Consider the following 12,712-nt stretch of genomic DNA (forward strand, 5'->3'; position numbering starts at 1 on the left):
TCCAGCGGCCCGGCAGTGGTGATCCAGGACCACGCGGGCGACGTCAGAGATTGCGGACCTTTTTCGCCAAAACTGTAGTCTTCAGGCGTCCGGCGGCTTGCCGCCCCGTCTGCCGGTGACACTCCGGCCGCAAGGCCGTCGAACGGAGTCGATATGGACGCTACGATCAAATCCATCCGCCCGAGCAAGCCCTCCGACCGGCAGCCCGAGAGCCGCCCGGCCGAGCTTGACCCTGCCGAATTCCTCGCGGCCGCCGTCCGCGCCGACCAGCCGCGCCCCGCGCGCGCGCAGGCGGAAGCGGCGGTGAAGACGCTGCTGGCCTATATCGGCGAGAACACCGAGCGCGAGGGTCTCTTGGACACGCCGCGCCGCGTGGTCGAGGCCTTTGACGAGCTCTATCAGGGCTACCACCAATGCCCGGCCGAGGTGCTCGACCGCACCTTTGGCGAGACCGCCGGCTATGACGACTTCGTGCTGGTGCGCGATATCGAGTTCACCTCGCAGTGCGAGCACCACATGATGCCGTTCTACGGCAAGGCGCACATCGCCTATACGCCGGTGGAGCGCGTCGTCGGCCTGTCGAAGCTTGCCCGCCTGACGGATATCTTCGCCCGCAGGCTCCAGACCCAGGAGCATCTGACGGCGCAGATTGCCGCGGCCATCGACGAGGTCCTGAAGCCCCGCGGCGTTGCCGTGCTGATCGAGGCCGAGCATACCTGCATGTCGGTGCGCGGCGTCGCCAAGCATGGCGCTTCCACGTTCACCAGCCGCTTTACCGGCATGTTCCGCGACAATCCGGCGGAGCAGGCCCGTTTCCTGTCCCTGGTGCGAGGCACGCGCTGACCTCGCGAGTTGACTGGCGAGGTTCCTGTGTCCGCTCACTCCCATGAGATCGAGGAAGGGCTATCCTTCCAGCCGCGCTTCGACGCAAGCGGCTTCGTGACATGCGTGGCGACCGACGTCGCCACCGGCGACGTGCTCATGGTCGCCCACATGAACGACGAGGCGCTGCGCAAGACGATCGCGACCGGCGAGGCCTGGTACTTCAGCCGCTCGCGCAATGTCTTGTGGCGAAAAGGTGAGACATCGGGTCAGACACAGCGCGTGGTCGAGATGCGCACCGATTGCGACCAGGACGCGGTCTGGATCCGCGTCGAGCAGATCGGCGCGGCCTGCCACACCGGCCGCCGGTCCTGCTTCTACCGCAAGGTCGAGGCCGAGGACGGGGGAGCGAAACTGGTCTTTGTCGACGCCGACAGGCTGTTCGATCCGGACGCGGTCTACAAGAAGTAGCCCCTCTGTCATTCCGGGGCGTGCGCAGCACGAACCCGGAATCCATCGTGCGGCATCACGCGGGGTTGGATCGATTCCGGGCTCATCGCTTCGCGATGCCCCGGAATGACTCGGGGAGGGGGCGATCCCCGAATTAACCCCGCATTAACCATACCTGTCTCACGGTGAGACGACAGGACGCCGAATTGCCGGCGTCGCTCAACGCCGCGCGGGGCGGGCACTTCATCATGTCGGTCGACAATTCCAGTGCCTCTCAGACGGCGGTTCTCGATCCGTCGCGGGCGCGTGTCGCCGGTGCGATCAAGCAGGCCTCGAACGTCAGTGGCGTCAGCTTCCAATACATGCTGACCACCGCAAAGATGGAATCGGATTTCGATCCGACGGCGGGGGCCACGACATCGTCCGCGCACGGGCTTTACCAGTTCATCGACCAGACCTGGCTCGGCACGGTGAAGGAGGCGGGGACCCAGCTCGGCTATGGCAACTACGCCGACGCCATCACCAGGACTTCGTCGGGAACCTACACCGTCGACGATCCCGTGACGAAGCGGTCGATCATGAAGCTGCGCGACGACCCGGAGGCTGCCTCGAGCATGGCGGCGGCGCTGACGCAGTCGAACAGCTTCAAGCTCACCGGCCTGCTCGGCCGCAGGCCGTCCGACAGCGAGCTCTACATGGCGCATTTCATGGGCGTCGGCGGCGCCGCAAAACTGATCGCCAATGCCGAGGACAATCCGCAAGCGGTCGGCGCGCGGCTGTTTCCCAACGCGGCATCCGCCAACCGTTCGATCTTCTACGCCAGGGATGGCCGCGCCCGCAGCGTCTCCGAAGTCTATTCGGTGCTGGACGCGCGCTATGCGAGCGCGGCAAATTCGAAGACCACGCGCAGCGCGATGGCGATGTATGGCGCCACGCCGTCGACGACGCAGGTCGCGAGTGCAAATGCCGTGCTGCCCACCACGTCGGTGATCGACAACGCCGCTTATCTCCAGACCTTTCCGGATGCGCGCGGCGTGACGCCGGTGAGCGCGACATCCTCGACGACAGTCGCGGACAATGCACCGGTCGCGCCGGCCTTCCGTTCAATCTATCAGCCCGGCGATGCCACGCAGCCGGTCTCGACGACCGTGCAGAAATTGTGGGGCAACAACGCCTCGCTCACCTCGGTCGCGCCCGCGACCTCGGTCGCATCGGCGACGCCGGATGTGCGGCCGCCGCAGCCGCTCGATCTCTTCAGCGATCGCAGCGGCACGTTCTCGAGCTGACATTTCGCCTTTCGCGTCCGGGGCACGTCAACAGGCCGCCTTGGTTCCCTTAACAAAACGTCAATAAAACCAGCCAGTTATGGTGAACGCTTTGTTAAGCGTCGTGGTTTATTTTGTGTTGCAGGTGACGAGCCGTCACCATTTTCGTTTGTTGTGTAAGCCGGAAGCAGCATGATTGTTCGGCAGTTCATCAATTGGATCAGGACGGCGCCCGCCGGCGAGCGGGCCGAGGCAACACGGGCACTGGCCCGGGCCTGGCTGATCTCAGACTTGTCCCATGACGATCGCGTCGCCGCCGAAGGCGCGCTTCTGATGCTGCTCGACGATCCCTCGCCGCTGGTGCGGCAGGCGATGGCGGAGGCCTTTGCGCGCAGCACGGATGCCCCGGCGGCGATCGTGCGGGCGCTGTCGGCGGACCAGCCGACCGTCGCGCTGCCCGTGCTCGAGCATTCTCCGCTGCTGATCGATGCCGATCTCGTCGACATCGTCGCAACCGGCAACGACGAGGTGCAGTGCGCGGTCGCGCGCCGCATCGCGCTGCCGGTGTCGGTCTGCGCCGCCATCGCCGAAGTCGGCTGCGCGGCGGCAGCGCTCGAGCTGATCGAGAATTCCCACGCCGAGCTCGCGCCGTTCTCCTGGAACCGCATCGTCGAGCGCCACGGCCATCTCGCCGCGATCCGCGAGGCGATGCTGGTGCTGGAGGATCTGCCGGCCGCAACGCGCGCGGCGCTGGTGGCAAAGCTCTCGGAGACGCTGGCGCAATTCGTCGTCGCGCGGAACTGGCTGAGTGCCGATCGCGCCGACCGCATCACCATCGAGGCGCGCGACCGCTCCACCATCAACATCGCGGCGCGCTCGCGCGGCGAGGACATGCAGGGGCTGGTGCATCATTTGCGCGTCACCGGCCAGCTGACCGCGGGCCTGATCCTGCGCGCGCTGCTGTCGAGCAATCTCGACCTGTTCGACGCCGCGCTGGCTGAACTCGCCGATTTGCCGCTGGCGCGCGTCACCGCGCTGCTGCACGACCGCGGCGGCAACAGCCTGCACGCGCTGCTCCGCCGCGCCGGGCTTCCCGAGGCGACGTTTGCGGCGTTCCAGGTGGCGCTCGATGCCTGCCACGAGCAGGGCTTCGTCGACAGCGACGACGGCGCGGTGCGGCTGCGCCGGCGCATGGTCGAGCGCGTGCTCACCCATTGCGAGACCGACCGCGGCGCCACCGAGCCGCTGATGGTCCTGCTCCGCCGCTTCGCCACCGAGTCTGCGCGCGAAGAGGCAAGGCTGTTCTGCGACGAGCTGGTCGCGGACGACACGGTCGATCCGGTTTACGACGATCTGATCGCGGCGTAACGAGACGCCGCAGGGTGGGCAAAGGCGCGTAGCGCCGTGCCCACCATCTCTCCACGCAGCTCATGTTGATTGGTGGGCACGCTTCGCTTTGCCCACCCTACGTTCTGGTCGTGTCGATGGAGCAGCCTGAGGCTCCGTCATTGCTTCGCCGCGCTCGCAATGACAAGGCGCGAGAGGGTTTATTCCGCCGGCACGATGCTCGGCGCCAGGATCACCTCAAGGTGCTCGGGGCGGTCGCGGTTGACGTCGGCGAGGTAGTCGTCGGCGACCTTGCGCAGGCGCCGGCTGAGCTCGGCGGAGACGCTGATGCTGTCGAGCTTGGTGTTCTCGTGCACGATGGCCAGGATGGCGTTGATATGGTGCGTGAACAGCTCGGCCGGCACCCTTTCGAGATCGGGCGCGTGCTCGATGACGCGGCACAGGCTCTCGGCGACTCCCGCCGCGGCCGGATAGCCGAATGTCGCAGCGTCGCCCTTGATGTCGTGCGCGGCGCGGAACAGCTCGTCGCGCCTGTCCTTGGTGAAGCCGTCATGGCGGATGGCGACGTAGGCGGCGGACAGGCGGTTGACCTCTGTCGTCATCCAGTCCTTGAACTCGCCGGCGAGGCCGGCGAGCGCCTGCTCGGCGCGGCTGACTGGATCGTCCAGGTCCTTTTCTTCGACACGACGCAGAACCCTGCGCAGCGGATTGGGCTGCGTGATGATTTGATGTGTGGCGAAGGCCGTGACCTCGATGTCCTTTGCGCTGTTCTTCGCCATGATACCTGCCTCGCGTGAGACGTTGCGCTAGATGGAGGAGCGGGCCTTGTCGAGCAGCGAGGGCTGCTGCAGCACCTCGTGCTTTTCGCCGACACGGCGCTCAGGGCCCATATAGGCGGAGTTGGTGTTGCGGCGCCGGTCCGGACCGAAATAGGTCTTGGTCTTGATGAAGGGCCGGGGATTGGCGACCACGTTGAGGATGCGCTGATAGAGCCCCTTGGCCGAGATCGGCTTGGCCAGGAATTCGGTGACGCCGGCATCGCGCGCGACCGTGACGCGGCGCTTCTCGGAATGGCCGGTCAGCATGATAATCGGCGCGTAAGGATTGCCCTTGGATTCCGGCTGCCGGATCATCTGCGCGAGCTCGAGCCCGTCGAAGATCGGCATCGCCCAGTCGGTGATGACGATGTCGGGCACGTAGTGGCTGTACATTTCCAGCGCCGTGGCGCCGTCCTCGGCCTCGTAGACTTCGCGCGCGCCGAAGGAATGCAGCAGCGTCCGCAGGATGCGGCGCATGTGCGGATTGTCGTCGCAGACGAGGAAGCGCAGCTTGTTGAAATCGATGCGGAACATGACGCCTGGGCCAGAGCGGTCAACCTTCGTTAACCATATCGTGGCGGGGGTTAACGAAGGGTTGCGACCGGGCGTCCCAAAGCGCCGGTCAAGGCGCCGGGTAGGGGGCTCAGTAGCCGAACTGCTCGCGCAAAATACGCTCTTCCAGGCTGTGGCCGGGGTCGAACAGCATGCGCATCGAGATGGTCTTGTCGGACAGCACCTCGACGCGGCGGACGTCGCGCACCTCGTCGTGGTCGGCGACCGCGGCGACGGGGCGCTTGTCGCCCTCCAGCACCTCGATCACGACATAGGCCGTGTTGGGCAGCAGCGCGCCGCGCCAGCGGCGGGGGCGGAAGGCGCTGATCGGGGTCAGCGCCAGCAGCGCGGCGTTGATCGGCAGGATCGGTCCCTGGGCGGACAGGTTGTAGGCGGTCGAGCCTGCCGGCGTCGCCACCATGATGCCGTCGGCGATCAGCTCGGGCATCCGCTCGCGCTCGTCGATCAGGATCCGCAAGCGTGCCGCCTGGTAGGTCTGACGGAACAGCGCGACCTCGTTGATGGCGTGGTGCAGGTGGACGCGGTCGTTGACGTCGGTCGCGCGCATCAGCAGCGGATTGATCTCGGACTCCTGTGCCGCCTCGAGCCGCGCACGCAAATCGTGCGTCGAGTATTCGTTCATCAGGAAGCCGACCGTGCCGCGGTGCATGCCGTAGATCGGCTTTCCCGTGTGCATGTTCTGGTGCAGCGTCTGGAGCATCAACCCGTCGCCGCCGAGCGCGACCACGATGTCGGCTTCGTTCGGGTTGCAATTGCCATAGTCGCTGGTGAGCTGGCCGAAGGCGGCCTGCGCCTCGCTGCTCGGGCTGGCGACGAAGGCGATCCGGTCGTAGCGCGCTGGCTTGGTCATGGCTTCCGGGCAGGGCCGCTGGCTCGAGTAAGTTCCGCCGGGCTCGTCTATACACCCGGGCCTGCATTGTCGAGGATGACCGCCCTTCAAGGCAAACGGGCGGCTGCCGATTCGGGACGAAATCGGGTCGTTTCGAGCCAGATCGGCCTCCTTGGGCGCCTCGAGTCCACAATCCCCCAAACCGTCGCAATTTTGCGCTAGTCTTTTGGGCTCGCCGGGCTCTCACAGCCGGCAGGGAGAGCGATCATGACCACGAGTTTGCCGAGCCGCGCGATCCTGGTGCTGGCGGTGTCGGCCTTCGCGCTTGCGGGCCTTGCGCGCGCGGACGATCCGCCGCAGCCGCGATCTGAGACGGCGGCGCCGGCCGGACAGAAAGGCGGACGCGGCGGCGGCACGCAAAGCGCGCCGCAAGCTTCGCCGTCGGCCGCCGAGCCGCACCGTCTTCCCTCGGATTCGACCACGAAGCAGACGCTCGATCTGCCCGGTCGCACGCTCAACTTCGCCGCAACCGCCGGCTCGATCCGCGTGTTCGATGGCAAGGGCGAGCCGCTGGCCGACATCGCCTACACATCCTATGAGCTCGACGGTTCAGACCGCGCGACGCGTCCCGTGACGTTCCTGTTCAACGGCGGACCCGGCGCGTCCTCGGCATGGCTGCAGTTCGGCGCTGCGGGCCCGTGGCGGCTGCCGCTCGATGGCGAAGCCCTTTCGCCATCGGCCTCGCCCGAAGTGAAGCCGAACGCGGAGACCTGGCTTGATTTCACCGATCTGGTCTTCATCGATCCCGTCGGCACCGGCTACAGCCGGTTCGTTGCGACCGGCGAGGACGCGCGCAAGTCCTTCTATTCCGTCGACGGTGACGTCAATGCGATCGCGCTGGTGATCCGCCGCTGGCTCGAGAGGCATGACCGGCTGGTCTCGCCGAAATACGTTGCAGGCGAGAGTTATGGCGGCATTCGCGGGCCGAAGGTGGTGCGCCAGTTGCAGGTCCAGCACGGCGTCGGCGTCAGGGGATTGATCCTGGTGTCGCCGCTGCTCGACTTCCGCGAGTTCACCGGCACCAGCCTCCTGCAATATGTCGCAACGCTGCCGAGCTATGTGGCGGTGGCGCGCGAGGCCAAAGGACCGGTCAAGCGCGCCGATCTCGCCGACGTCGAGGCTTACGCGCGCGGCGAATTCCTGGCCGACCTCGTCAAGGGCGAGGCCGACAGGGAGGCCACCAATCGCCTTGCCGACAAGGTCGCCGAGCTCACCGGCATCGACCGGGCGGTGAGCCGCAGGCTCGCCGGCCGCTTCGACATCGGTGAATTCCGCCGCGAGTTCGACCGCAAGAACGGCAAGGTGACGGGACGCTACGATGCCTCGGTCCGCGGCCTCGATCCCTACCCGGATTCGGGCAATTCGCGTTTCGGCGATCCCTCGGGCGACGCGCTCCAGGCGCCGTTGACGAGCGCCGCGGTGGACGTCCTGACACGCAAGCTCAACTGGCGGCCGGACGGCTCCTATGAAGTCCTCAACGGCGCCGTCGAGGGGCAGTGGGATTTCGGCCGCGGCATCAACCCGCCGCAGTCGGTGTCGGATCTGCGGCAGGTCCTCGCCGCCGACGCGAAGCTGAACGTGCTGGTCGCGCATGGCCTGTTCGATCTCGCCACGCCCTATTTCGGATCCAAGCGGGTGCTCGACCAGTTGCCGGCCTTCGCGACGCAGCGGATCAAGTTCGTCGTCTATCCCGGCGGCCACATGTTCTATTCGCGCGACGGCTCGCGGCAGGCGCTTCGTGGCGAGGTCGAGGGATTGATCAGGGAGTAGGCCGACGCTTGCGCGGTGGATATTGGCGCGCGATCTCGCGGGCGACGACGCTCGCAGGCTTGACGTTGGCGCCGGCGAGCCAGATGTCGCTGACCTTGCCGCGAGCATCGCGGACGCGGCGCACCGGCTCGCCATGACTTGAATGGCCGGCGGCGGCGGCAATCCTGCCGGTATCGCGGCCGGTCACCTCGATCTCGCCGGCATCCAAGAACGGATTGTTGAACTGCGGGTTGGCGATGAGCACACGGTCGCCCATCGGCACGAGGTCAGTCGCGCCCCAGATCGTCCACCAGCGGCCGGTCCAGTCGCGTACGCGCCGGTCGGGTGCGCCGCGGGTCTTGAACGTTCGCAGGATCTGCATCGCGCCGTCCATCCAGAACGGCGCAGCGCCGTCGATGGAGTTGCTGATGATGCTGATCGCGAGCTCGCAGGCGGGAATGGCGCATGTCCGCGAGATATAGCCCTGGAAGTGACCGCCATGGCCGAGCCAGTCCCAGCCGTCGAGCTTGCCGGCGCCGATGCCCAAGCCGTAATAGGCCTCGAAACTCTGCGGGATACGCCAATGATGTCGTGTCATCTCGCGGCGGCTGGCGACCGACAGCACGCTCTTTCTTGCGTTGGGCGCGAGCTGCGCGAAGAAACGCGCCGTATCGGCGGCGGTGGCGGCGAAGCCCGTGGCGGACGCCATCGCATGTGTGGGATTGTCGCCGGGGATCACGCAGCGCTCGCCCAGCGGCACTTTTCGCGTGTGACCGCGTGCGAACGCCGCATCTTTGGGGAGCGGCGCGTCCGGCTCGGTCTCGCGCAAACCCGCGGGTTCGATGATCTCGCGCTTGATCCAGGCGGTGAAGGGCTCCTTCGTCACCGCTTCGATCACGAGACCGAGCAGGCCAAAGCCGTGATTGGAATATTTGAAGCGCGTGCCGGGCTCGATCGCGGTCGGTAGCTTCAGCTCCGCGAGCAACTCCTCCGCGTTAAGATACGGACGACGATCGATGAACTGGCCGGAATCGGCGCCGTCGCGCGTCAGCCCGGCGCTGTGCGAGAGCAGCTGCGCGATCGTGGTCTCGGCGACGCGCGGATGCAGGCCGCCGACATACTGCCCAACGGAATCGTCGAGTCGGAGCTTGCGCTGCTCGCGCAGCTTCATGATGCCAGCCGAGGTAAAACTCTTGGAGTGCGAGGCGATGCGGCAGCGGTGGCGCGGCGTGAGCTTCTCGCCGGTGTCGAGATTGGCGAGGCCGAAGGCGTGCTCGGCAACGACATCGCCGCGATAGACGAAGGCGACGATCACACCAGGCTGCTGGATTGTCGTCTGCTGGAATTCGATCCAGGAGCTGATGTAGTCGATCGCGGATCGCAGCCACGTGTCCATTGCGCACCGATTTGCGAGGGAAGGATTGGTGCGCGAGGCTAGCCGAGAAAGCAGAACCGGCACAACCCCTAGGTTGTGCCGGTTCGCGTCGTTCGGAAACGGGATGGCTTAGTAGACGAGCGTCGCGCCGGTCGGCTTGTCCAGCGCCGCGGCAAGCGAGCGATACTCGGAGCTGTCGGTGCCGGCGAGCGAGGCGATCTTGTTCAGGTGATATTGCGCCTGCTCGCGGTTGCCCTGCTCGAGCTGCCAGAGGCCGTAATACTGCCAGGTGCGGACGTGGTTCGGATCGTCCTTCAGCGCCAGCTCGTAATAGACCTTCGACGACTGGTAGTCGCCGAGCTTGCGATAGGAATAGCCGATCAGATTGGCAACGTCGGCGACGTCGTCGCGCTTGAGCGACTTCAACTGATCGATCGCGCCGGTGTAGTCATGATTGTCGTAGATCGTGGTGTAGGCGGTGCGATAGGCAGCAAGGAATTTCGGATCGCTGACGGACGAGCTCTTCTTCTTGCCCTTCTTGGTCGAAGTGTCCGACTTCGGCGGCGACGAGGGCTCGTCGCTCCCCGCGGCATAGGCGCTGGTCAGCACCGGCCCGGCTGCGAGCGTCATGGCAACGAGCCCCGGCAGCAGAAGCATTGAGAGTTTGCGCATCTAAGTTCTCCCGTATGGAACGTGGCGATCCTACACGATTGCCCGAAGACCGGAACACCCAACGGGCGAAAACATTCCCGCTTCGCACGATCTATTCGCCTCTGGGCAGATGACAAACTTGTCATCCAGATGAACGGAAGCCTGCAACCGGCTTCAGACTGGGTTCAGCGCGCGAGGCCTAGGCTCCCACCTACGATCGAAGGGTTGGCGAGAGGGCGCCCGCCTGAAGATCCTTCCAAGAGGAGATCAACCATGTTGAAGACCATTTCCGCAGCCTTGCTCGCAGCTTCCGTGATCGCAGCCCCGGCCTTCGCCGCCGAGGCCGGCAAGACCACCACGACCGCGCCGGTGATCAAGGCGGACCAGAGCCAGACCAAGGTGTCGAACACCGCCGCGAAACCGGATGCCGGCGTCAAGGCCGACACCAAGGCCGCCGACGTCAAGGCGGACGCCAAGGTCGACACCAAGTCGAAGACGATGAATGCGAACGCCGCGGTCACGCCCGACGAGCACAAGACCGTGCGGACGCATCGCCATCACCACAAGCATCTGTCGGCCAAGAAGTCGCTGAAGGCGCAGCCGGACGCGACCAAGCCGGTGACGACCGAGAAGCGCAGCTAACGACTGATCCCGCGCGGCGGCATCCTTGGCATTGCCCCGCCGCCGCGTGCGGAATTCAGGCCCGGTCCGCTGTCTCGGTGCCTTGCGCGAAAGCGCAAGGCACCGGCGGCGGGCCGGTGCGCCTGCAAGCGAATTCCCTTCGTGCAACCTTGGGGCTAGAACATCTCCGAGTCTGAGCGAGCGGAGAGCGTGACCTGTGGGGCGATTGGCGAAACGTGCGGTGAGCCTGCTATTGATCCTGGCATTGCCGCTGGCGCTCGCAGCGTGTTTCGGCAGCGACGGTGACCGTCCAACCCTGATGGATGGGACCCAGGCTGGAGGTCCTCAGCCTTTTCCCGACAATTTCCGCAGTGACACGCTCGCCCTGATGCGCGCCTATCTGAACAATCCGGTCGGCGTGCGCGAGGCCGGTATGGCCGAGCCGGTGTTGCGCGAGCTCGGCGGCCGGCAGTTCTACGTGAGCTGCCTGCGCTTCACGCCCCGCGAGACCGACGGCAGCTACAAGGGCATGCGCGAGCGCGCCGTCGTCTTCGTCAACGGACGGGCCGACCGTGTTCTCGATCGCGCCAGCGAGCTCTGTACCGGTGCGGTTTACGCACCCTTTCCGGAACTGGAAAAGATGATGCGGTAGCGCAAAGCCCGCCTTCATCGGCTGGTGCTAGGACTGCAGTCGCCGGAGCCGCTGGATCACATTTTGGCGAGCTTTGAACGGGGCGGGTTCGCCTTGCGACAGATTGTTACGGCAAGCCTTGCGCAGGCGACAAAACAGCCGGTGCAGGGCAACGTGACGGAACAAAATCGCGATGTTGCCACCCCGTCACAGTAGCGAACGATCAACGTTCCGGCATCGCCGCGAAGCAACCTAATTCACGCCACGTTGTTTCCTGAGTGTCGAATTTGAAAGAACGGGGATGATCATGAAAACGATCTTGCTGGGCGCAGTCGCTCTGCTTGCGCTGGCCGCGCCGGCCGCAGCGGCCGACATGCAGCCGCGCGCCTATACCAAGGCACCGGCCTATACGCCGCCGCAGGTGATCTACAACTGGACCGGGTTCTACATCGGCGGCCATGTTGGCGGCGCGTTCGCCGGCGACAGCAGCTTCCAGTCGAGCGACGCCCGCTTCCTCGGCGGTGTGCAGGGTGGCTTCGACTACCAGTTCGCGCCCAATTGGGTCGTCGGTGTCGAGGCTCAGTATTCCTGGCTGCCGACCAACAACAACGGTGTCACGTTCCCGCTGGGAACGCAGGTGACGTCCAATACCGACCAGCTCGGGTCGGTGACAGGCCGGATCGGCTACACCTGGGGTCCGGCGCTGGTCTACGCCAAGGGTGGTTACGCCTGGCGCAATGGCGGCCTTGGCGTCAACGTCGCCGGCGTGCCGCAGGGCTTCACCGCCACCGGTAACAACAAGGACGGCTACACCGTCGGTGCCGGCCTCGAATACATGTTCGCGCCGAGCTGGTCGGCCAAGGCCGAGTACCAGTACTACAATTTCGGTAGCACCACCTTCACCTCCGGGCCGGCCGACATCGTCGGCGTCCGCGGCCGGGAGGACGAGCATACCGTCAAGGTCGGTGTGAACTACCGCTTCGGCTGGGGTGGTCCGTCAGCCTCGCGCTACTGACCCGCCAGCGGCAATCCCACTTCCGACAAAGGCCGGCTCCCGCCGGCCTTTTCGTATGCCGGCCCGTGCTGGCGGCCGGTTCTTTGCTTTGCGTGAACCATCTGGCGCGTCATTTGCAAGCAAACATTCCGGCGCGCGCCTTCTCACGCGTGTCATGGGGCTGGCGTAAAGCAAAAATAATTTTTGCCGCTTACGGAACTCGCGCTCCGGAACGCGTTATATGAGAATTATCGGGCTGGTGGGACGACGGTCATGCGTATCTTGGTGTCGGCAGCGGTGCTCGTGTGCTTCGTCGGCGCCGTGCACTGCTCAAACAATCCTCAAATCCGAGCCTCTGATGCTGGCACCTTACGAGGTGGCCTTCGTCAAGGACGCCTCCTGTCCGTCCGGCAAGGTGTTGAAGGTCACCGGTGCGATCCGCGGGCTGCACCGCCGCAAGGCCTGCGTGGCGCTGGCCGGCGAGCAGGCATCGCTGGCGACCGCGACGCCCTGAACCCCGGCTTCCG

The 12,712-nt window shown here is 65.7% G+C and carries 14 protein-coding genes; 9 read left to right on the plus strand and 5 right to left on the minus strand.

What is annotated here, in order from left to right:
* Nucleotides 1-153: 153 nt before the first annotated feature.
* The 4 genes from folE to EI171_RS19980 all read left to right on the plus strand — a co-directional run bounded on the left by folE (nucleotide 154) and on the right by EI171_RS19980 (nucleotide 3,905).
* Nucleotides 154-843, plus strand: a complete 690-nt coding sequence (folE, locus tag EI171_RS19965) for a GTP cyclohydrolase I FolE (protein WP_011088270.1) — start codon at nucleotides 154-156, stop codon at nucleotides 841-843.
* A 27-nt stretch (nucleotides 844-870) separates the two neighbouring features.
* Nucleotides 871-1,293: a phosphoribosyl-AMP cyclohydrolase gene (gene hisI, locus EI171_RS19970; protein WP_161534480.1), complete on the plus strand. Its 423-nt coding sequence runs from the start codon at nucleotides 871-873 to the stop codon at nucleotides 1,291-1,293.
* Between the two features lie 185 nt (nucleotides 1,294-1,478).
* A complete protein-coding gene (locus tag EI171_RS19975; RefSeq protein WP_161534481.1) occupies nucleotides 1,479-2,558 on the plus strand; it encodes a lytic transglycosylase domain-containing protein in 1,080 nt (359 codons plus the stop codon).
* A gap of 171 nt (nucleotides 2,559-2,729) precedes the next feature.
* Entirely contained in the window at nucleotides 2,730-3,905 is a 1,176-nt protein-coding gene (locus EI171_RS19980; RefSeq protein ID WP_060908025.1) for a DUF2336 domain-containing protein, read from the plus strand.
* A 179-nt stretch (nucleotides 3,906-4,084) separates the two neighbouring features.
* On the opposite strand, the gene EI171_RS19985 is transcribed toward EI171_RS19980, so the two are convergent.
* The 3 genes from EI171_RS19985 to EI171_RS19995 all read right to left on the minus strand — a co-directional run bounded on the left by EI171_RS19985 (nucleotide 4,085) and on the right by EI171_RS19995 (nucleotide 6,125).
* Nucleotides 4,085-4,663: an Hpt domain-containing protein gene (locus EI171_RS19985; protein WP_011088266.1), complete on the minus strand. Its 579-nt coding sequence runs from the start codon at nucleotides 4,661-4,663 to the stop codon at nucleotides 4,085-4,087.
* Between the two features lie 27 nt (nucleotides 4,664-4,690).
* Nucleotides 4,691-5,236 carry a response regulator gene (locus EI171_RS19990; RefSeq protein WP_008549760.1) on the minus strand — a complete coding sequence of 182 codons (546 nt, stop codon included), beginning with the start codon at nucleotides 5,234-5,236 and terminating at the stop codon, nucleotides 4,691-4,693.
* A gap of 109 nt (nucleotides 5,237-5,345) precedes the next feature.
* On the minus strand, nucleotides 5,346-6,125 hold the full coding sequence (locus tag EI171_RS19995) for an NAD kinase (protein ID WP_028175878.1): 780 nt from the start codon (nucleotides 6,123-6,125) through the stop codon (nucleotides 5,346-5,348).
* A 246-nt stretch (nucleotides 6,126-6,371) separates the two neighbouring features.
* Between EI171_RS19995 and EI171_RS20000 the strand changes: the two genes are divergently transcribed.
* Nucleotides 6,372-7,934 (plus strand): S10 family peptidase, encoded by a 1,563-nt coding sequence (locus tag EI171_RS20000; RefSeq protein WP_161534482.1) that lies wholly within the window; start codon nucleotides 6,372-6,374, stop codon nucleotides 7,932-7,934.
* Here the strand turns inward: EI171_RS20000 and EI171_RS20005 are convergent.
* Both EI171_RS20005 and EI171_RS20010 read right to left on the minus strand, forming a co-directional pair.
* The gene (locus EI171_RS20005) at nucleotides 7,924-9,309 is read right to left on the minus strand and encodes a serine hydrolase (protein ID WP_161534483.1); all 1,386 of its coding nucleotides are present in this window, start codon (nucleotides 9,307-9,309) and stop codon (nucleotides 7,924-7,926) included. The two genes, EI171_RS20000 and EI171_RS20005, sit on opposite strands and share 11 nt — an antisense overlap.
* 108 nt (nucleotides 9,310-9,417) lie before the next feature.
* Nucleotides 9,418-9,960: a lipopolysaccharide assembly protein LapB gene (locus tag EI171_RS20010; RefSeq protein WP_097532332.1), complete on the minus strand. Its 543-nt coding sequence runs from the start codon at nucleotides 9,958-9,960 to the stop codon at nucleotides 9,418-9,420.
* Between the two features lie 252 nt (nucleotides 9,961-10,212).
* On the opposite strand from EI171_RS20010, the gene EI171_RS20015 reads away from it, so the two are divergent.
* From EI171_RS20015 to EI171_RS44800, 4 genes are all read left to right on the plus strand, one after another.
* Complete coding sequence (locus tag EI171_RS20015; RefSeq protein WP_028175882.1) at nucleotides 10,213-10,581, plus strand: His-rich protein BRANT; 369 nt, start codon at nucleotides 10,213-10,215, stop codon at nucleotides 10,579-10,581.
* 196 nt (nucleotides 10,582-10,777) lie between these two features.
* Complete coding sequence (locus EI171_RS20020; RefSeq protein ID WP_202633168.1) at nucleotides 10,778-11,212, plus strand: hypothetical protein; 435 nt, start codon at nucleotides 10,778-10,780, stop codon at nucleotides 11,210-11,212.
* A 286-nt stretch (nucleotides 11,213-11,498) separates the two neighbouring features.
* The gene (locus EI171_RS20025) at nucleotides 11,499-12,206 is read left to right on the plus strand and encodes an outer membrane protein (protein ID WP_028175884.1); all 708 of its coding nucleotides are present in this window, start codon (nucleotides 11,499-11,501) and stop codon (nucleotides 12,204-12,206) included.
* Between the two features lie 337 nt (nucleotides 12,207-12,543).
* On the plus strand, nucleotides 12,544-12,699 hold the full coding sequence (locus EI171_RS44800; RefSeq protein WP_202633169.1) for a hypothetical protein: 156 nt from the start codon (nucleotides 12,544-12,546) through the stop codon (nucleotides 12,697-12,699).
* Nucleotides 12,700-12,712: the final 13 nt, after the last annotated feature.

Origin of the sequence: Bradyrhizobium sp. LCT2 (genome assembly GCF_009931255.1) — a bacterium.
In the GTDB taxonomy this organism is placed as follows: Bacteria; Pseudomonadota; Alphaproteobacteria; order Rhizobiales; family Xanthobacteraceae; genus Bradyrhizobium; species Bradyrhizobium diazoefficiens.

Coding starts and splice junctions, on each gene's coding strand:
- folE (WP_011088270.1), top strand. CDS start 154: ATGGACGCTACGATCAAATCCATCCGCCCGAGCAAGCCCTCCGACCGG.
- EI171_RS19980 (WP_060908025.1), top strand. CDS start 2,730: ATGATTGTTCGGCAGTTCATCAATTGGATCAGGACGGCGCCCGCCGGC.
- EI171_RS19985 (WP_011088266.1), bottom strand. CDS start 4,663: ATGGCGAAGAACAGCGCAAAGGACATCGAGGTCACGGCCTTCGCCACA.
- EI171_RS19990 (WP_008549760.1), bottom strand. CDS start 5,236: ATGTTCCGCATCGATTTCAACAAGCTGCGCTTCCTCGTCTGCGACGAC.
- EI171_RS19995 (WP_028175878.1), bottom strand. CDS start 6,125: ATGACCAAGCCAGCGCGCTACGACCGGATCGCCTTCGTCGCCAGCCCG.
- EI171_RS20000 (WP_161534482.1), top strand. CDS start 6,372: ATGACCACGAGTTTGCCGAGCCGCGCGATCCTGGTGCTGGCGGTGTCG.
- EI171_RS20005 (WP_161534483.1), bottom strand. CDS start 9,309: ATGGACACGTGGCTGCGATCCGCGATCGACTACATCAGCTCCTGGATC.
- EI171_RS20010 (WP_097532332.1), bottom strand. CDS start 9,960: ATGCGCAAACTCTCAATGCTTCTGCTGCCGGGGCTCGTTGCCATGACG.
- EI171_RS20015 (WP_028175882.1), top strand. CDS start 10,213: ATGTTGAAGACCATTTCCGCAGCCTTGCTCGCAGCTTCCGTGATCGCA.
- EI171_RS20025 (WP_028175884.1), top strand. CDS start 11,499: ATGAAAACGATCTTGCTGGGCGCAGTCGCTCTGCTTGCGCTGGCCGCG.
- EI171_RS44800 (WP_202633169.1), top strand. CDS start 12,544: ATGCTGGCACCTTACGAGGTGGCCTTCGTCAAGGACGCCTCCTGTCCG.